The sequence below is a fragment of the Pseudoalteromonas luteoviolacea H33-S genome (assembly GCF_001625695.1).
GTDB lineage: Bacteria > Pseudomonadota > Gammaproteobacteria > Enterobacterales > Alteromonadaceae > Pseudoalteromonas > Pseudoalteromonas luteoviolacea_B.
This window is the reverse complement of the sequence record NZ_AUXY01000098.1, coordinates 129,541-148,510: the sequence shown is the minus strand read 5'-3', so window position 1 is coordinate 148,510 and position 18,970 is coordinate 129,541. Positions and strand designations below refer to the sequence as shown.

The following is an 18,970-nucleotide window of genomic DNA, read 5'->3' as shown; positions in this document are numbered from 1 at the left end:
GCTGCATGATGCATAAAACCTAGAAGGTTATAAGCCTAATTCTGCCATAAAGTCATCATCAGCAGCATCTTCTTGTGGCTCAGCTGGTTTTGCAGCCTTCGCTTTTGCAGATGAAGAAGTCTGGTTTGCAATAATATCGTCCGGGTCTACTGCTTCGGCAATATCAAAATCATGAAGCTTAATAAACTCAGTCTTATCCATTGCTAGCTCAAGGTAGAATATATTCTGCCCTTGCGTCGTGAATGTGACTCGTCTTGCTTGTGGTCTGTCCATGGTTGTATCAACCGAGATTTGCACCTGCTTATTAATTGCCATCATTTTCGGCTGGTTTTGCGTAATTGAGGTATGTAATTGCTCTCTTACTTTGCCTGTAAAATCACCAACAATTTGGTTCATCAATTCACCCATCACATTTGATACATCGTCAGATAAGTGGCTTTGTGCAATTTCACTCTCCGGCATGCCCATGTTGCGCATGTAATCTTGGTAAATTTCCATCGCTGACTGAGCTGTAAAGTTAGTCACAACCAGTCCTGTAAACCCGCCATCGAACAACACAAAACAGCCGATATCCGGTCGCATACAGGTACGCGTGATCTTTTGAACCATCGCCGAATATGAAATTTGGTTTCCACTCGCTGATGAAAGCACTTCAGTCACTGAGTGACACAAGGTTGATAGGATATCTTCTGTACTGACAACTTTATTTTTCGCCATTTTTTATCTCATTTTTTACTTCTTATGACTAATAGTAGCCAAGCTACTCAATTTATCACTGACTATCCAGTATAAAATGCTAAAATAGCGAGATTATTTTTGTATGAGAGTAGTATTGTGACTGGCAAAGACAGTATTTATGCCGCAGAGCAAGAAGTAAAAGACTTTACATTTGACGCAAATGTCGTCGAAGTGTTCCCAGACATGATCCAAAGATCAGTACCCGGATACGCCACGATGGTCAGTACGATGGGTAAGCTTGCGGGTCAGTTTGCGCAAAGTAATTCAAATTTGTATGACTTAGGGTGCTCTTTGGGCGCTGTGACGCTTAGTATGCGTCGTAACATAGACAAAGAGAACTGCCAGATAATCGCCATTGATAACTCTGCGCCTATGGTTGAACGCTGTAAGCTACACCTCAAAGGCTTTAAATCAGAAGTGCCTGTTAATGTTCAACTGGGTGACATTAATGACATTCAAATTGAAAATGCCAGTGTAGTTGCAATGAACTTCACGCTGCAGTTCATCCCGCAAGATCAAAGACAAGCTGTACTTGAAAAAATCTATGCAGGCTTAAAGCCCGGTGGTGTTTTGCTTTTATCAGAAAAGATCAAAGGCGAAAACGATATCAAAGATAACTTGTTGATTGACCTGCACCATGATTTCAAACGCCAAAATGGCTATTCAGAATTAGAGATAAGCCAAAAAAGAACCGCAATTGAAAACATCATGCGTACTGATGCCCTTAGCACTCATAGAGAAAGGCTGAGCAATGTCGGTTTTTCAAACACGCAAGTGTGGTATCAGTGCTTTAACTTTTGCTCAATGGTCGCAATAAAATAACGAGGATATTATGAATACTTGGTTTAATGACTTTTACGCAGCCATTGCTAAAAACCAGCTCAGTCATTGGTTAGATACTTTGCCTGCCCAGTTAACACACTGGCAAAAAGAAGCACAACATGGTGATTGGCCAAAGTGGGAAAAGGTCCTTAAAAACTTACCTGAGTCAAGGACAACACACATCAACACAAAGGATCGTGTCGAGTTTGGCTTAAGCGATGAGCTTTCAGAAGGCCATACAAAGCAGCTTACCCATTTATTAAAGCGTATGATGCCATGGCGAAAAGGTCCCTTCCATATCCACGGCATTCACATTGACACTGAATGGCGAAGTGATTGGAAGTGGGACAGACTATTGCCACACATTAGTGACCTGCACGGTAGAACCGTTTTAGATATTGGCTGTGGCTCTGGTTATCACTTATGGCGTATGAAAGGCGCTGGTGCAGACTTTGTAGTCGGTATTGACCCATCAGATCTGTTTTTAAGTCAATTCCAAGCGGTTAAACACTTTAATCAAGATCCAAATGTACATTTACTGCCATTAGGCGTAGAGCAGTTACCCGAACTAAAAGCATTTGACACGGTATTTTCTATGGGGGTGCTTTATCACAGACGCTCACCGATAGACTTTTTAAGTCAATTGCGTGCACAACTGCGTAAAGGTGGCGAGCTTGTACTTGAAACCTTAGTAATAGAAGGCGATGTAAATACAGTGCTAGTACCGACTGATCGCTATGCCAAAATGCGTAATGTCTGGTATATCCCAAGCTGTGATGCACTCAAGCTGTGGTTAGAACGCGTTGGCTTTAAGAACGTTCGTGTTGTTAACAAAGACACCACTTCATTAGATGAACAGCGCAAGACTGAATGGATGGAAACTGAGTCACTTGCAGATTTCTTAGACCCACTAGACCCAAGCAAAACAATTGAGGGTTACCCTGCTCCACTGCGCGCAATATTCATTGCTGAAGCATAATCTTGCTAAGTTATCGAGATTAAAAAAGCCGCTCAATTGAGCGGCTTTTTTTATTTATCCAGCAGGATAAATGTAGCTTGATTGAAGACCTAGTGGAATACTCAAACCCCAATAAGCCAACAAGAAAATACTCCAACCGATTAAGAAGGCGATTGAGTATGGGATCATCAGTGCTATCAAAGTACCGATACCTGTGTTCTTCACATACTTTTGACAATAAACCACAACAAGCGGGAAATATGGCATAAGCGGTGTGATAATATTCGAGCTCGAATCACCTACACGATAAGCGGCTTGCGTCAAATCAGGTGATAGACCAAGTTGCATCAGCATTGGAACAAAGATAGGACCTAGCAACGCCCACTTAGCAGAGCTGGAACCAACAAATAAGTTCACAAACGCAGTCAAGAAAATAATCCCTACTACAGTGACTGAACTTGGTAATGCGAGCGCTTTAAGTACCTCTGCACCTTCAATGGCAAGTAATGCACCCAAATTAGATTGGCTGAATGCACTGATAAATAGCGCACAGAAGAATGCCATTACAATATAGTAAGCCATGCTGCCCATTGACTTACTCATGGCATCAATCATGTCTTTAGATGATTTAAAAGTACCAACCAAGAAGCCATACACTGCACCAGGTACCCAAAACAGCAAGAAAATAAGCGGTACAATAGATTGCATAAGCGGCGCTGTAAATTCAGTCAGCGAGCCGTTTGGACTACGTAGTGCTGAATCTTCACCACTTGCAGCGTAAACCAATAAAGCAATACCTGATAGCATCACACCAGATGCAGCTAAAAATGCTCTTTTTTCTTTTGCGTTCACTTCATCAAAAGAAGGTAAGCTGTTTGTATCACCATCGATCTCTGTATTTTTAAGACGAGGCTCGATAATTTTGTCCGTGATGTACCAACCAAGAAGGATAATGAACAAGCTAGAAGCTGAGGTGAAGAACCAGTTGTTCAGCGGGTTAATTGCAATCTCAGGATCGATAATATGCGCTGCGCTTTGTGTAAAGCTCTGCAGTAACGGGTCGATACCTGATGGGATGAAGTTAGCGCTAAATCCACCACTTACACCTGCGAACGCTGCTGCAATACCTGCAAGTGGGTGACGGCCCATGGCATAGAAAATGACACCTGCCAATGGAATAACCAAGACATAACCTGCATCCGTTGCTGTGTGGCTCACAATCGCAATTAAAATGATTGATGGTGTCAATAATGCTTGAGGTGTGCGCTTTAGCATGAGTTTCAAGCCCGTGTTAATGTAACCAGAGTGCTCAGCAACACCAACACCTAACATCGCTACCAATACAACACCTAAAGGTGCAAATCCTGTGAACGTCTTAACCATATTGGCTAAGAAACTGGCGAGTGAATCACCGCTTAGTAGGTTATGAACAACGATAGCTTCACCAGTACGTGGGTCTATCGCATCAAAAGTCGTGCTTGAAAAAATCCAAGAAAGGAACCATATCAGCAGCATCGCTGACAAGAAAATAATAGCAGGATCAGGGAGTTTATTCCCCACACGTTCGATCCCGTTAAGAAAACGTGCAACTGCCCCACTCGGCGCTGCCGCTTCTGGTGATTGACTCATAATTATTCCCAAACAGTAAAATTATCTAACCTTAACTTAACAAAGCGAATGAAAGCAATAAAACGTCCCTGAATTACCAACTGGTTGATTACTTTACAGGCAAAAAATACAAATTTAATACCATCAGCACAAAATTTAGCAGGTACTACTATACTCATCTAACGTCAGTGCAATCACCTAAATTTGATGTTTAGCATCGAGATGGAAGAACTATGATAGAAATAGACAATGTTGTTCTTAATGATGTAGAAAAAGGTTTTTCCCTTCCACCGAAACCAGAATTACTTACTCACTTACATGAACTTCTACAATCAAGCGAGCCAGAGCTTGGCCAAATTGCAGATCTTATTGCCACAGACGTGGCGACTTCTGCGGCCGTATTAAAAGTGATTAACTCCTCATCATATGGTTTTTCACGGACAATCACTGATATCCGTCAAGCAGTAATGTTTCTCGGTTTAAACAGTGTGACTCACCTTGTTACAGGTTTTTTACTAAAACAAGCATTTGATCAATCTCGGTGCTGTATAAGCTTGGAAAGATTTTGGGACACTGCAAACGAGATATCTGAAGTCGCGATGATTATTGGCCGCAAAATTCCAGTGAAAATCCCATTAGAAAGTTTGCATATGCTTGGGCTCTTTCATGATGCAGGCATTCCTGCTATGGCATTAAAATTTGATGATTATGCCAATGTGCTTTCTTGCGCTAACAGCAACTATGATATGTTACTCATAGAACAAGAAGAAGCCATATACAACACCAATCACGCAACCATTGGGTATTTTCTTGCTAATAGCTGGAATCTGCCCAAGCCCATCTGCAAGCTCATACTGAGACACCATGATATGGAGTTTTTTAAAGAAAACCACGACATAGAACACGCCTGTACCATGGCAACGCTAAAAATGGCAGAGCACTTGGTGCAAGTAAATAAACGTTTTGTCTCAGTACCAGACTGGGCATATATAAAAACAGATGTGCTTCATGTTTTAGAGCTAGATGAAGACGCCTATCAAGACATAAAAGATGACGTAGAAGAAATATTCAATTAATTGCCAATGCTTTTGGCATGCAACGTGCTCATTTATGGCACATACATGCCAAAGCCCGCACCCAAAAACTGCCTGCTTTAACTCCCAACATCCAAATTTTAAATAAATGTAAATGAAAACGCATTTAACGCTATGATTATGAGTTTAAAACGATTAGAATAGCGAGTTCCAAATTTAACTACAAGACAGGTGTTTTTTTCAGCATCGGTTATATCTCCGACGGCTGATAAAAGGAAAAAGCGTGCAGTATTCAGACCTAAAAATTGCAATAGTCGACGATAACAGCGACAACATTAGATTTTTAGAAGCTTTGCTAAACAAGCAAGGTGTGTCTCATGTTCGATCTTACCGCTCTGGTAGTGCTTTTGAGCGTTCAGCTAAGCAAAATACTTATGATATTGTGTTTTTAGATAATCAAGTTGATACCATAAAAAACCTTTATGATCTTGTCAGCGAACTCGTGTACAACGAAACATTGCCACCTATGACCAGACTTGTTTATATGGCAAAAAGGCAAAGTGCATTTGACTACGCTTGTGAGTACCCGTTCCACAGTAACCAACTACTGGAGGTACCTTATACTCCACAAGACCTCGCGAACATTCTGAAAGAACATACGCTTCAAGTTAAAGAGTTTAAGCTTGCTTACCAATTCATCAGGGCAAAAAAATTCAAAAATGCCTTATTAAAACTCAAAGAGTTACGTAATCAAGAATATCCAAACTATTTAAAAAAAGCGCGTAATCAACTACTTGTAAACTTGTTACTTAAACTTGGGCACTATTCATTAGCAAAAAAACTGCTTTTACCTTTGGCTGAGCGCAACATCCAATGGGCTAAATGGTCACTGTTTCATGTCAACTATGAACTAAAAGATTTTGAAGCCTGTAAAGGTTTTTTATCAGAGCCGCAAACACGACAAGATTACCCTGTACGTGTTTTCTATTGGCAAATATACATCGCATTTCAAACAGACAACCGAGATCTTGCGACAGCTCAAGTGCTGGCATTTCCTATTGAAGATATGTCACTAAGTATGTTCCGGCTAAGCCTGATGGTTTTGCATGTTTGCAAAGAGCATGACGCCATAGATAATTTAATTAGACGCAAAGAGCGTGCTTACAGTGAAGATCCTGCTCTGTCTACTTTACTATCGGCCTTATCGATTAAAATTCGTTTCTTAGAAACATTAGACAATAAAGAAGCAATTGAACCTAAAGTACTGAAATCAATTCAAACTGATTTGAAAACGGCCATTACACGACATGCATCAAACATGCAAAAATACTGCTCTGATGAATTTAATTTGCTGTTGATCATGATGATGTTACTAGAGGGCAAAAAGGCTGATGCCAGCGCAAAGCTTTTGCAACTTAGCCATAGTGTATTAGATGATCCAAGTGCGGCGACACTCGTTGCTTACTTATTCTTCCTCGTAAAGGATATGGAGCACGCTAGAGAAATGCTATTTAACGCCCATAGAGCACTTGGCAAGCAACATAGAAATAGCCACTATGTGTTAGCAGGCTTAATGCACAGAGAAGTCTTTGCTAAAATTTACCAAGAGGAATCGGAGCAACAGGAAGCTTATATGCAATTTGCCTCTCGGCTGTTTGATTCGGGTGAATATAAAGACACCATAAAAATGTGCAGTAAAGCGCTAAGAAGTGGTATTAATGACCAAGCGCTGAATGACTTATTATTGCGCTCAAGTCGTGAGGCTGGTTTAAAAGAGCAAGACTACATTCATTATTTACAGCAAACGAAACTAAGGCAAACAGTTGTAAGCTAATAACTAGTAAAGTCTGTTTTCTCATTAACACCCTGTTACAAAGAGCTTTTTACATTTTACTTGCCTATAAATTCATCAGGTAAATTGTGCACTCAGTCGTAAAATACTTGCGAGGGCTCTGCTAGCCTGCCTAGACTATTTTTGAAGAAATAATCATAAGAAGAAAATATGTTCAATAAAACACTCCTAGCTTCAGCTTTCATTTTCTCCACTAGTAACGTGTTCGCAAACACCCTTATTCTCAAAGCGGACGCTGCACTTGATGTGAAATCGGGACGACTCATTACCCCTGCAACTATTGTCGTTGAAGATAAAGCCATTATTTCAGTCTCTCAACATACTCCCAAAGATACCAACAGCTCAGATGCCAAAGTCATCAATTTAAAGGGCCATACATTGGTGCCAGGATTATTTGATATGCATGTTCACCTTACGGGTGATGCATCCGTACATGGTTATGAAAGGCTGCGACGAACTGTTCCTCACTCGGCGATTACAGGGGCGATAAACGCAAAGCGTACGCTAGAAGCAGGTTTTACATCAGTTAGAAACTTAGGCGCGTCTGGCTATGCAGATCTTGCTATCCGTGATGCCATTTATGATGGAGACATCCCGGGGCCTCGAGTCTTTGCATCAGGACCCGCGATAGGTATTACCGGTGGGCATTGTGATATTAATGCATTTACTCATGAGCACAAAGTTGTCTCCGAAGGAGTCGCAGATGGGCCATGGGCAGTTCGACATAAAGTACGTGAAAATGTGAAATATGGTGTTGATGTTATCAAGTTCTGCGCAACAGGCGGTGTTATGTCAACAGGTACCAAAGTAGGCGCTCAGCAATACTCGTTTGAAGAAATGGAAGCGCTTGTGAATGAAGTGCATATGCGAGGGCTGACAGTCGCAGCACATGCTCATGGTACGAATGGGATCAAATCGGCGATCCGAGCAGGCGTTGACTCTGTAGAGCATGTCAGTTTTTTAGATGATGAGGCAATACAGCTTGCACTAAAACATGGTACTTACTTCTCTATGGATATATACACAACTGAGTACATATTAGGAGAAGGTGCAAAAGCCGGTATACCAGAAGAGAGCCTGCAAAAAGAGCGCAAAGTTGGTTCAATTCAGCGCGATAGTTTTACTAAAGCAGTCAAAGCAGGCGTTAATATGGTTTTTGGTTCCGATGGCGGTATTTACCCTCACGGAGATAACGCTAAGCAATTTAGTCGCATGGTCCAATTTGGCATGACCGAGCTGCAAGCGTTACAAGCCGCTACTATCAACTCGGCAACCCTACTTAAATTACAGGAACATCTTGGTTCTTTAGAGCCTGGTAAACTTGCGGACATTGTGGCCGTCCCAGGTAACCCACTCGATGATATCCAAGTAATGGAAAATGTCACTTTAGTTATAAAAGATGGCAAAGTTGAAGTGGATAAGCGCTTGTCAAAATAAGTATTTAAACTTTAGTAACTTAGGATAGATATCAGAAAGTATCTATCCGCCCTAACCGCTTTTTTAACCCCCTATGGGACCTCTAATTCCAGATCTAGCGCTAATTTTCATTCACTGTAAAGATGATCTTTGCTGTATCCCATGAATAAAGTTCCAGTGAGATCCTTTCCTTACAAAATAGTGACATAGTAACTTGAAGAATTACGAATAACAGAAAATTGATTTCTTTTTGCCGAAAAGCCATTTAATTGAATTCAAGCAATCAAATCAGATACGACACTGCACGCTTAAAGCACAGTGTCGATAGCATAACCACAGCAAACATTTACGCTTGCGTGAAGAGGTAAAATGATTTTTAGGCCTCTGCGTACAAATAAATATCTGAAAGTTGTAAGCCATAAAATACAACAGGCACAAGAATAATACTTGCGATAATAAATGATAGCGTGAGTGGTTTCTGACCTTTACTCTTAACAAACTTCAAGCCAAAAGTGACCGCCAACAGTAAAGGGAGTAAATAGTGTACTTTGATTAACGGTACTAATACAAACAGTCGAGTTACTTCAACTGGATTAGGCAAATCATAAGCTTGGATCACCAGAGGGGCCCCGATTAAGGTTCCAAGGGTCAATGTTGTGACATAAAGAAGTATTAAGAACCACCAAGGCGTGGTTTCAATAAATTTGATCATATTTCTGCTTGTTCAACCGTAAATTAACGCAACATCACAGGTTTCTCACAGCACAAGTGCTGAGTTACCCACTAAGGGTGCTAATTTTATTTCATATCCAACGTATGTAAACAGTTAAATTAAAACAAGTTGAGTTTTCCTGTAAATTTATCTAAGACAAATTCAACTGCATGCTTATAAACCTCTACTGATTAAAAAATATAATCAATGTAATCAATAATATAAAAATTATTTATATAAACCGCCATTACGATAAAAAACTGCCCGCCGATCTTTTTGTAAGTTCAATAACAGGCAGTTAATCACTATGAGCCCCCTACTTAGCAAGTAAAATCGTATCTAACCTAAAACCTGCTTTTTTGTCGTTTACCTTCAATACAATTTCTTCTCTACCATCAAGATTAATATCATGGCTATAAATATCTGTTGAAGATGCTGGCAAAGCGCGCTTTATGCGCTTTGCTCTGCGCGATAGCCCTCTTTTTGCATCACCAAAATAAACTTTAAGTTCATTGGTATCAGCTCTAATTAATAGATCTGTTAAGCCGTCACCGTTGAAATCTTTAAAAATAATGCCTTTGCCTGCACCGCTGCTTGATTCATTCATATTCATTGCGATTTCAAAGCTTTTCTTTGCCGCCGCTTTTTTTGCAAATTGGTTGTCGTTTTTTCCTTTAAAGATACTAATTGAGCTATCGAGCATCACTTCTTTATTGTCCATCGCAGCACTGGCGATTGAAAGAATATCCATAAAACCAATATCAAAAGAGATCACTGCCAAATCATCTAGCCCGTCGCCATCGAAGTCGCTGATATTAGCGATGCCGCTCGTTTCTTCCAACGTAAGTTCAATATCAGGGCTATCTTTAAAAACCAACCCGCTGCTTGTCTGCTGTGAAAAAAAGACCCGATGAATACTTTCACTGTCCAAGTCCTTTTCTTTGCCAGTATCCTCTGACAGGCTTTCTATCGTATGGATGTCAGGATAGCCATCATTATTAAAGTCGCTTAGTTTCTCGATACGCTGTTTGCCGCTCTCATCGAACGTAACGAGTATTTGCCCTTTAGCGCTAGGACCATGGTCTGTCGATGTAAAATACTGAATCCTTTTTTGCTCATAGAACATCAAGTCATCGATACCATCCCCATTCACATCAGCCAATATTGGAAATTGAGGCAATGTGTGACTGATGGTCAAATTTTTCTCGCTAGAATGCGTCACTGTTTTGGCACGTAAAGGCAGTGATGCTTGGGAAAATTTGCCTGATTTCTGTTGGATATAAACATGCTGTTTTTCAATGCCTGGTAAGTAAAAATCAGTCAAGCCATCACCATTCGCATCTAGCGTAAATGCTTGATGTTGAAATTGCGAAAAAGCCTCAGATTTAAATACAGAGTCAATATCTATCAGCTTACGTGCTTCAGTGTCATTAACGTGAAAAATGCCCTGCTCAGTTAACACAAATGCTTGCGTCCCTTGATGGCTTTTAAGTTTGCCAAGACTATAGATAATCGGCTTTTCGGGTAGCGCTAATAAAGTGACTTGTTGAGTCTTAAGGTCTATTTTTTGTAAAAAAGCAGAATCACCATTACCGGCGACAAAGGCAGAATCAGTATCTGATATAATAAGTCTGTCATCGGCTTTGTGTTGTAAATCAATTGAGTCGCCTGCGTAAGTTAAGCTGCTAAATACAGCTAAAGTGAGTAATTTTTTCATATTAGAAGTCCATTAAAAATACGTGCTATTATTCTGTAATTGTTAGATAAGATTTGGTATCACGGCTACACTTAGCCCATGATTTCTGCCTTTGGCCATTTCCATGCATACCGAATTGTCATCACAGACAATAAAATTTCGAGCCCAGTGAGATATAAATAAAAGCCCCACCCGGTTTCTAAATTAAGTGACACCAGCAGCACAATAAACAAACCTGGAATGATGATATTTAATTTTCGATTGAAATTAGGTTTGAGTGCCAATGTTAGAAAAATCATGACACTTGGTATGGACATGAGCAGCGCGACGGCAAAGAACTCATATTGAATGCCCTTCCTATCTGCGCTGACGAGCAAGGCCTCAGACATAACACCAGGTACAAAGACTTCAATATAATCACCGTAGACATAGCAAAACATCACTGCAACCCAAAGTGCTGAGATTTTCAACTTAACGTTTATTTGGTAATCCTCAAAAGGCAAGGAGATATCCTTTGTCGTATTCATATTAGCTCCGTTGTTTTAAATTAAGCCCATGCTATTGGGCGGTTGACGAAACTAAACGATATAACTTATAAATAGTTAGGTCGTCCGAGACTATAAGTGCGGACATTTTTTTGCATTAAAGTCACCTAGGACACGCAATAAAAGGAACAGAATTTGGCTGACCCTATCGAAATTATTCTAACGATGATGATTGTTGGACAAGTTTGTATCAGTGTACCGATTCTTTTATCACGTGCAGTGAAAAGTGCACTAAACTGGCCTCTGGCATTGTTTCTATTCGCCAGTGGTATTTTGGCGTTAAACTCTGTTACCTCTTCTCTACTACCTGAATACTATGCTGTGTGCACAGCCATTGCATTCCCAGCCCTTTTTTTGCTTTGTCCATCATTATGGTGTTATGTCGAGGGACTGACAGACGATATACCTTGGCAGTTCAATAAAAAACGGCTTTATCGCTACATTTTGGTACTCCCCGCTTTACTGATTTCTGGCATGATCTTATTTTTGCCAAGCGATGTTCATACCGCCGTTTTCATTCATGACGAAGAAATAAACAGCTCATTTGTCAGCACCTTGCTCGTAGGGCTTTTAATCATGATGCTGCTTTGGTTGGTCCAATGTGCCTATACCTTGCTAAAAATTGTGCGCCGACTGAATCAATACCGCAAAAAACTCAAAGACGTTTTTTCAAATCACGATAAAAAAGAACTTAACTGGATGAATTGGCTGCTTTTAATTGCAGTAAGTGTGTGGCTATGCTCCTTGGTAACGGTTTTTTCTTCGAGCTTGTTCGACCAAGCTTTATTTAATAACAATATGGAGATGTTCCTATCTTTGCTGTTGATATGGTGCATGAGCCACTTTGGCCTGCAACAAAAGCCTCCGTTAGCTACGTTAGGTGGTTGTGATACTAGAGGGTCCTCCAAAGAGCAAAGTAATAGCTCAGATGGAAATAACGCAAATGACAAACCCGTTGCAGCAAAAAAATATCAACGCTCAGCCTTAGATAAAACACAGTCGGATCGGATTGCAACAAAGATCAACTCAGCAATGGAGCAAGACAAACTCTATTTAGACTCAAATCTATCGTTGCAGCAGCTGTCTAAACACCTCAATATTTCACCAAACTACATATCACAAACATTGAATGAAACATTATCCATGAGCTTTTTTGATTTTGTGAATCACTGGCGTATTGAAGCAGCGAAACCTCAGATTTTGGCAAATCACAGTACTGTGCTCGATATTGCTTTAGATGTCGGCTTTAACGCACGCTCCTCTTTTTATAAAGCATTCAAACAAGTAACAGGACAAACCCCAAGCGAATACCGTAAGGGTCAAGTGAATAGTTAAACAATCGAGCTTAAAAAACACGCTAACTGAATTTTTGGCTGTGCAGCATGAAATTAATTGGCATCGCGTTGTACGACACTAATTAATTTCAATTACGAGCGCACTTTTGCGCTCGAAATTAAGCGTAAAAGACTTAACGCAAACGCGGGTATACCTCAGGGATCACAGCTTCATTCAGCGCTATCATTTCATAGTAAGCAGCGATTTCTTCTTCCGTAAAGTCCCCTAGCTGTATCTCGACATACATCTCATAGCCATGCGACTTTTGTGTGCTTGGCACCGCGCCTAATTGATAGATGTAATCTAAATAGTGAATTGGGTCTACATCTGATCCCAGCAACGCATCTTCGAGAATAATTGGGGTAATATCTGCTGCAATTAATTTATAGACCGCGTCATACAAGCCTAACTGAGAGACCACACCAGAAATCACTGCTTGCGTCTTACCAGAGGCTTTAATGTCAGCAATCACAGGGGCAATATTTTTATAGTTCACAACATTGGCATTTTTACGATATTTGGATGTGTAGGGCTTCCCTTTTTTATTCACGTGAAAACTCGGCATGTAGCTAAACAAAAACTCCTGCTCTAAACCTAAAAATGTGAACCTAGGCTCTGTTGCAGGCTTATTGTCGTGCTCTGCCTTACTCAAGCTTGCGTCATCCATATTAAAATTGATCATTGCCATTTTATGACGCTCACCTTGATATAATTCATCTCGTTTACCAACTGCGTAGCGTGGGCTATAGATCAATTTGTCATTGGAGTCCATCGACTCCATAATTTCACTGGCCTTTGCCAACTTAACCCCTGCTTGCTGCAAACGCTTAAAAGTAGGTCGCTCATAAATTTCTGTCGAGAACGTCGCGTCACTTGCCAGGTAGACATCAAAACCCATTTTCTTAAGCCCTAAAACGGTTTGCATAACACACACATCAGTTTCAGCACCAGCAACTACCACTCGCGAAATGCCGGCATCTGACCAAGCTTGCATTGCTGCATGAATATCATCTTCTAATGTAGAGTTAAACGTTTGCTTAAAATAGCTTTGGGTATTTTCGTCAAGCACTTGCTCAATGCGCGTTATGTAGGGCGTATAATCCAAACCTGTATCGGATTCGAATGCTTCATACGTAATCGTAGTTGGCATATTTAAATCATTGGCTTTTTGCGCCAGTTGTGCAATACGGTCAATACTAGAATGTAATTGAGGATCGACATTTTGTGCCGGTATTTCCAACTCTGGATAGAAGACCTTGACCCAAAAGTCGTCACTATCCATCACATACCCTTTTTGAGCATCAATGATGAGCAACCCCGTATTTTGTGCGCTCAAATGAACATATTCACTCTTTTTTGTTTCATGAGCTAATTGCAGCCTGTCATCAATGTTACAAGCGGACAGCCCAAGCGCCAATGAAAGTATTAATAAAGACTTTTTCATAAATCACCTATTTAATTATCCTTTTCAAAGCAAGTTAACGGTTGATTTTTAAACAACCACCGATACTTAAACGTTTTGTTAACAAAGTCAAGCGAGGATAAATCAAGCAATTATTTCATCTGCACTAATAACTGTGGCATTGCAAAATTTTAAAGGTTAAGTGGTATCGTGTTGAAATGAGTGCGGGTAATGCCACACTATGTTGCATTTAACCTTCAGATAGTACTGATTCAAGAATACTTTCAACCACACTGTAATAAATTTAAAAGATAATAGTAGAGATATCATGAACAGCTAAAAAGCGATATTTCAGTGGTCTATTTTCGAATGCTAGGGATAAACTATTTCTTTATTAAACGCTGTATTTCTTCCTAGCAAGGTTTAACTACCTATTCCTAGTTAAAGCCTTTCGAGAAAAAGTATAACTTTATGAAAGTTATACTTACTTTTCAACAATCCAAACATCAACCAAAAGTCACTCTTTCTTCAAGTCATTAAAGTCAGCTCAGGTAAATTCTCCTTATTGAAAGTGAAATTAACACTACAAAACCGGAGAACACATGATAAAAACAATGAACTGCTTTTTGATTGCCACAAGCGCTATTATTGCCAGCAGCTCAGTTGGAGCCAAGGAGGTCGCTACTGGATTACATGGCCCTTACTTAGGGCAAACACCACCAGGGAAAACAGCTATTGTCTTTGCTCCTGGGTTGTTGAGCACACCTAAAGACCGAGAGTACACTATTTCGTTTACGCCAGATTTGAAGGAACTCTATTTTACGCGAATGGATGCCAATACTAACAAGTGGTGGACAATGACGTACAAGCAAAAAAACAATCTCTGGTATGGTTCCACAGTAGCACCAAGAGTAGGCCGCCCCACTCTTTCACCAGATGGTAATACCTTACATCTTGGCAAGAAATATATTAGTAGAACAGACTCCGACTGGTCACAAGTCAAAAGCTTAGGTCCAATGTTCGATAACAAGGATTGGGGTATTATGCGTTTATCTTCATCATCTTCAGGTACCTATATCCTCGATGATTATAAAAATGGGGATTTACTGAGGATCTCTGAGGTTAAAAATGGTGTTCGGCAAACGCCAAAACCATTACCTGCACATATTAATACCGGTAAATGGAATGCGCATCCATTTATCGCCCGTGATGACAGCTATATTATTTGGGATGGAGAAAGGGCCGGAGGCTTTGGGGATACTGACCTTTATATCAGTTTTCGTAAGTCTGGTGGAAGTTGGGGTAAAGCACTTAATTTAGGCCCGACAGTGAATACAGCCGCTAGTGAAACTGGCGGCTATATGTCTCCAGATGGTAAATACTTCTTTTTCAATAGAACGACGAGCATGGGAAATGGTGACATATATTGGGTAGAGTCAGAGTTTATTGAAACGTTTAGGCCTTGAGCCTAATTATTATTGAGGTAAATAAATTCTAAATAGGCAGAGTTTGTCCGGGTAAACTATGTAAATATGAATTTAACCCAGTTAAATTCCACTTTAATATAACCTTGTGTAGCTAATGTTATATTTAACTACACAAGAGCTATTCCTTAATATTGATTAGCTTACGTCTTTAATATAGCTGATTTTTTCATTTTTAAATTCAAAGTAAGACTTACCTTGTACCGTAAGCTCATCGCCTTCCCTCATACCATTAGGTAAGTCAACAGAAAACACGCCCGAATAGTCTATATTTATTTGGGCGGTCGTGTCGTTTACAATCAAATTCGTCACTGTTTGATTTCTTTGACTAAACAGCTTTGCAGACTCTTTGGCAAGATTTTCAAACTCCAGCTTTCCTTCAGCTCTGACGTTCACTGCACCATTGGCTTCATTTTCAAACACAATACTGTCATCCAATAACGACAACATGCGCTCAATATTAAACGCATTATAACTTTCAATATATTGGTTAATAAGTGCCGAATTTTCGTTCTCTCGCATTTTTACTTCCTTATATTTTTTTATTTGATTGAACAAATACTAAGCTACATACAAGAAGATAAAAAGCAATGTGAGGGTTAACAAAAGAGGACTTTGTCCTCCCAAACAAGCACAAAACCATGCCCAACTATATTTGGGCACGGCTTCAATGAAAATTAATATTTAAACCGTTCAGGCACAGTGTTAGCAGCGTTATTTCGCCCCCCACAAACGATACCTGTATCGTCTAATGCACATACGTACCCGTAGTCAAAGTCAATATCTATAGGGTTGATCAATTCTTGCATCTGATATGGACCTATCTGAGCAGGGCGAGTAGACCAACCAGACATACCACGTTCATCATAAGAATATATTCCTGGGTAGCCGAATCTCAGCTCTGTATGTGGCAATAACTCAGGCGCATTGAGGTCAGAAGCTGGCGCCTTACCCCAGCATTTTACTCCTTCATCGCCCTTAGCACACGCATAATCTAACCCGACAATAAGGTGCGTTGGGTTAGTAAAGGTAGGTACATCCGATACTGTCGGAGAACTCTTGGCGCCCCAGCAGTCAATACCATCATCATGTCGAATACAGGCAGCAGCTCGACCAATTTCAATTCTACTCGGGTTTTTTAGCTCAGAGTATTTAGGTGGAGCAGTGTTTACAGCGCCTGGGTTCCACTTTCCAGAACTCCAACAGATAATTTCACCGCCATCAATAGCACAATAATTATCGTAAGTGTGCGCCACAAATATTTTTTGTGGATCCGTAAAGGTCACAGCCGAAGGTAAAGCCTTCCAAAATGACTGAACATGCGTTCTGTAATGTCTGTTACTCCAACACTTCACTTCTTTACCAACAATCGCACAACCACCTTTACTGTTTATTGCTATATCTTTAATATCGTATATTGGCTCAGGCGTCGGGGTATAAAGCCGACCATCCGTTAACTTCCAACATAAGGTACCTGTCAAGTCAGTACCGCATGCGCTATCATGGCTCACAGCCACATCAATAATGCGACTTTTCTTTTCAAATGTAATACTGTCACTGAGTATTTGACTATTATCCTGATTATAAACACTGTAATGATAGCTATAACTGCCGCGGGGAAAGCTGGCTGGCACTTCTAACATTGAATTAGAATCAGTAAAGCTTTCACCTGGTGAAAGATATAATTCAGTTGGAATCGCATCAACAAAAGTTTTGCCATCAGGGAAAGTAACATGGCTGTATACTTTGACGGCAACATTCGTTGAACCATTGTTGTTTAGCGTTTTTTGAACCTCAAGGACACCACCTTCCTTTCTAATTGAGGGGTTTTCTGTTTGACTTGTTAATTGAATATTCAACTGAGCATGCGCTGATAGCGTAACAAAAGCAAGCCCTGAGATAATAAATGGAAACTTCATTGTTTACTCCAAATAAATAAAGAAAGTGCTGGGCTGGTATACATGTCCACTGTAGTACCTAAATTCCAGACCAGAAAACTTTACAGAATTTTTTATTCAAAGCAAAGTGTTAGTTCATAAAAGTTGCTAAAGAGCGACAACTCTCTTTAGCAACTTGGTTTACTGAAGTGGGAGATTGATTACTGAAAATACTCGTCTAGTGCGTCTTTGAGGTGTCTTTGCATTGCAGCCCTGTGATATTTCCTAACCCCATAGCTTTGTTCAAGATGAATAAAACGCTTGGAAGATGCATCTGCGCTTTTATGGCAACTGTCTACTGAGTCATTGCTATGACGCCCTTGTACATTCCAAGTACCACCTAAGCTTTTTGTATCATTGCCGTAGACACAAGCCTTAATAACACCTTCGCTTTCTACACTGCGGCGTATTGAGTGCAGGATGCTGTGCTCTTGAGGGTTCGTTGAATAGCGCACCGTTTCGCTCAAATTGAGCATCAGATCATTGTCAGTGCCGCATTGCGCTTGAAGTTTTGCACGCGTTGTTTTACCAAAACCATGATATTGAATAAATATGGTTGCTTGGTCAAAGTCACTCATATATTCATGTACTACTTGAAACAAGGACTCTGTTTGATGCGCAACATCACTGGCTGAATAATTCGTGCCTGTGCACTCACTCACTTCATGGCTGCTGTCACGTCGCGTACCTGCTAACATAAGTAACTTTGTCTGCGTATATAAAAATGCGTCTATTGCCTGTGTGCCCGTAAACGAATCTCTTTTTGGATGTGGCGCTTGTAATACGGCATTAGTACCAGAAGTATTTAACACATAAGTTCCGCCGCCGATGAACCTTTCACTCGGTAATTGATACTTCTCTTGCAATAAAAAGTAGGTTTTGTCTGTATCGACATCATTAAATTGGATAACTTGATAGTCTAATTCATCAGCTAAATCGCTAGCTAATAACCAATTTTGCTGATGAAAAGCCTCAAATAAAACGTGAAAATTTTGCTGATATTCATGGCTTGGTTGAACCCATTTGTTGTCCGCCTTTGTTCCATAGTTATAAGACTTTAAATGCTTATCTAACTCCCCTGACATCACAACCATGGCTTTACTTGGGAAACTTAACAGGGTGAGCAACAAAAGCAGCAAGGTGAATAGTACATAGGCAGCCAATGGGCGAGCACCGTTAGTAAAGCGAGTTGTATCAGTTTCAAATAGTTGCATAAAACACTCCAGTGGTGTGTATCGAGCTGTCATAAGCAAGCATCCCTGGAAAACCAGTACTAAAGTACCTAGTTAAAGCTAGTGACCATGTCAAAAGTTGCACTTATTATTACCAATATCTAAACAAAAGCTCTAGTAAACGTGCGAAAAATGAGCTTTTGGTATTAGCTCATAAAAGGAACAAAAAACCTTTAAAGTTGGAATAAACTCTTAAAAT

At 40.2% G+C, this 18,970-nt stretch carries 16 protein-coding genes; 7 read left to right on the top strand and 9 right to left on the bottom strand.

The features are described 5' to 3' along the window. Window positions 1–27 precede the first annotated feature (27 nt). A complete protein-coding gene (locus N477_RS19990) occupies window positions 28–717 on the bottom strand; it encodes a DUF3334 family protein (protein WP_063363120.1) in 690 nt (229 codons plus the stop codon). 117 nt (window positions 718–834) lie between these two features. Here N477_RS19990 and cmoA point away from each other — a divergent pair, with 117 nt between their 5' ends. Together cmoA and cmoB are read left to right on the top strand one after the other, a co-directional pair. Further along, a complete protein-coding gene (gene cmoA, locus N477_RS19985) occupies window positions 835–1,560 on the top strand; it encodes a carboxy-S-adenosyl-L-methionine synthase CmoA (RefSeq protein ID WP_063363119.1) in 726 nt (241 codons plus the stop codon). 10 nt (window positions 1,561–1,570) lie between these two features. Next, window positions 1,571–2,539 carry a tRNA 5-methoxyuridine(34)/uridine 5-oxyacetic acid(34) synthase CmoB gene (cmoB, locus tag N477_RS19980; RefSeq protein WP_063363118.1) on the top strand — a complete coding sequence of 323 codons (969 nt, stop codon included), beginning with the start codon at window positions 1,571–1,573 and terminating at the stop codon, window positions 2,537–2,539. A gap of 54 nt (window positions 2,540–2,593) precedes the next feature. On the opposite strand, the gene N477_RS19975 is transcribed toward cmoB, so the two are convergent. Next, window positions 2,594–4,147 (bottom strand): AbgT family transporter, encoded by a 1,554-nt coding sequence (locus N477_RS19975; RefSeq protein ID WP_063363117.1) that lies wholly within the window; start codon window positions 4,145–4,147, stop codon window positions 2,594–2,596. A gap of 212 nt (window positions 4,148–4,359) precedes the next feature. On the opposite strand from N477_RS19975, the gene N477_RS19970 reads away from it, so the two are divergent. From N477_RS19970 to N477_RS19960, 3 genes are all read left to right on the top strand, one after another. Next, entirely contained in the window at window positions 4,360–5,202 is an 843-nt protein-coding gene (locus N477_RS19970; protein ID WP_063363116.1) for an HDOD domain-containing protein, read from the top strand. A gap of 241 nt (window positions 5,203–5,443) precedes the next feature. Further along, window positions 5,444–6,994, top strand: a complete 1,551-nt coding sequence (locus N477_RS19965) for a response regulator (RefSeq protein ID WP_063363115.1) — start codon at window positions 5,444–5,446, stop codon at window positions 6,992–6,994. A 168-nt stretch (window positions 6,995–7,162) separates the two neighbouring features. After that, window positions 7,163–8,449, top strand: coding sequence for a metal-dependent hydrolase family protein (locus N477_RS19960; protein ID WP_063363114.1), 1,287 nt, complete (start codon window positions 7,163–7,165; stop codon window positions 8,447–8,449). A 355-nt stretch (window positions 8,450–8,804) separates the two neighbouring features. Here N477_RS19960 and N477_RS19955 read toward each other — a convergent pair whose 3' ends face one another. The 3 genes from N477_RS19955 to N477_RS19945 all read right to left on the bottom strand — a co-directional run bounded on the left by N477_RS19955 (window position 8,805) and on the right by N477_RS19945 (window position 11,363). Further along, window positions 8,805–9,140: a hypothetical protein gene (locus N477_RS19955; protein WP_063363113.1), complete on the bottom strand. Its 336-nt coding sequence runs from the start codon at window positions 9,138–9,140 to the stop codon at window positions 8,805–8,807. A 316-nt stretch (window positions 9,141–9,456) separates the two neighbouring features. Beyond that, entirely contained in the window at window positions 9,457–10,857 is a 1,401-nt protein-coding gene (locus N477_RS19950) for an FG-GAP repeat domain-containing protein (RefSeq protein ID WP_063363112.1), read from the bottom strand. Window positions 10,858–10,928: 71 nt separating this feature from the next. Beyond that, window positions 10,929–11,363 carry a DUF6326 family protein gene (locus N477_RS19945; RefSeq protein WP_063363111.1) on the bottom strand — a complete coding sequence of 145 codons (435 nt, stop codon included), beginning with the start codon at window positions 11,361–11,363 and terminating at the stop codon, window positions 10,929–10,931. A gap of 153 nt (window positions 11,364–11,516) precedes the next feature. On the opposite strand from N477_RS19945, the gene N477_RS19940 reads away from it, so the two are divergent. Then, window positions 11,517–12,716, top strand: coding sequence for a helix-turn-helix transcriptional regulator (locus tag N477_RS19940; RefSeq protein ID WP_063363110.1), 1,200 nt, complete (start codon window positions 11,517–11,519; stop codon window positions 12,714–12,716). A gap of 133 nt (window positions 12,717–12,849) precedes the next feature. Here the strand turns inward: N477_RS19940 and N477_RS19935 are convergent, their stop codons facing one another. After that, complete coding sequence (locus tag N477_RS19935) at window positions 12,850–14,160, bottom strand: cysteine hydrolase family protein (protein ID WP_063363109.1); 1,311 nt, start codon at window positions 14,158–14,160, stop codon at window positions 12,850–12,852. A 572-nt stretch (window positions 14,161–14,732) separates the two neighbouring features. On the opposite strand from N477_RS19935, the gene N477_RS19930 reads away from it, so the two are divergent. Then, entirely contained in the window at window positions 14,733–15,584 is an 852-nt protein-coding gene (locus tag N477_RS19930) for a PD40 domain-containing protein (RefSeq protein ID WP_063363141.1), read from the top strand. Window positions 15,585–15,740: 156 nt separating this feature from the next. Here the strand turns inward: N477_RS19930 and N477_RS19925 are convergent, their stop codons facing one another. From N477_RS19925 to N477_RS19915, 3 genes are all read right to left on the bottom strand, one after another. Then, a complete protein-coding gene (locus N477_RS19925; RefSeq protein ID WP_063363108.1) occupies window positions 15,741–16,124 on the bottom strand; it encodes a nuclear transport factor 2 family protein in 384 nt (127 codons plus the stop codon). Window positions 16,125–16,279: 155 nt separating this feature from the next. Next, a complete protein-coding gene (locus N477_RS19920; protein ID WP_063363107.1) occupies window positions 16,280–17,521 on the bottom strand; it encodes a hypothetical protein in 1,242 nt (413 codons plus the stop codon). A gap of 179 nt (window positions 17,522–17,700) precedes the next feature. Further along, on the bottom strand, window positions 17,701–18,753 hold the full coding sequence (locus tag N477_RS19915) for a hypothetical protein (RefSeq protein WP_063363106.1): 1,053 nt from the start codon (window positions 18,751–18,753) through the stop codon (window positions 17,701–17,703). Between the last annotated feature and the right edge of the window lie 217 nt (window positions 18,754–18,970).

Coding starts and splice junctions, on each gene's coding strand:
- N477_RS19935 (WP_063363109.1), bottom strand. CDS start 14,160: ATGAAAAAGTCTTTATTAATACTTTCATTGGCGCTTGGGCTGTCCGCT.
- N477_RS19970 (WP_063363116.1), top strand. CDS start 4,360: ATGATAGAAATAGACAATGTTGTTCTTAATGATGTAGAAAAAGGTTTT.
- N477_RS19925 (WP_063363108.1), bottom strand. CDS start 16,124: ATGCGAGAGAACGAAAATTCGGCACTTATTAACCAATATATTGAAAGT.
- N477_RS19955 (WP_063363113.1), bottom strand. CDS start 9,140: ATGATCAAATTTATTGAAACCACGCCTTGGTGGTTCTTAATACTTCTT.
- N477_RS19950 (WP_063363112.1), bottom strand. CDS start 10,857: ATGAAAAAATTACTCACTTTAGCTGTATTTAGCAGCTTAACTTACGCA.
- N477_RS19930 (WP_063363141.1), top strand. CDS start 14,733: ATGAACTGCTTTTTGATTGCCACAAGCGCTATTATTGCCAGCAGCTCA.
- N477_RS19990 (WP_063363120.1), bottom strand. CDS start 717: ATGGCGAAAAATAAAGTTGTCAGTACAGAAGATATCCTATCAACCTTG.
- N477_RS19915 (WP_063363106.1), bottom strand. CDS start 18,753: ATGCAACTATTTGAAACTGATACAACTCGCTTTACTAACGGTGCTCGC.
- N477_RS19920 (WP_063363107.1), bottom strand. CDS start 17,521: ATGAAGTTTCCATTTATTATCTCAGGGCTTGCTTTTGTTACGCTATCA.
- cmoB (WP_063363118.1), top strand. CDS start 1,571: ATGAATACTTGGTTTAATGACTTTTACGCAGCCATTGCTAAAAACCAG.
- N477_RS19975 (WP_063363117.1), bottom strand. CDS start 4,147: ATGAGTCAATCACCAGAAGCGGCAGCGCCGAGTGGGGCAGTTGCACGT.
- N477_RS19945 (WP_063363111.1), bottom strand. CDS start 11,363: ATGAATACGACAAAGGATATCTCCTTGCCTTTTGAGGATTACCAAATA.
- N477_RS19960 (WP_063363114.1), top strand. CDS start 7,163: ATGTTCAATAAAACACTCCTAGCTTCAGCTTTCATTTTCTCCACTAGT.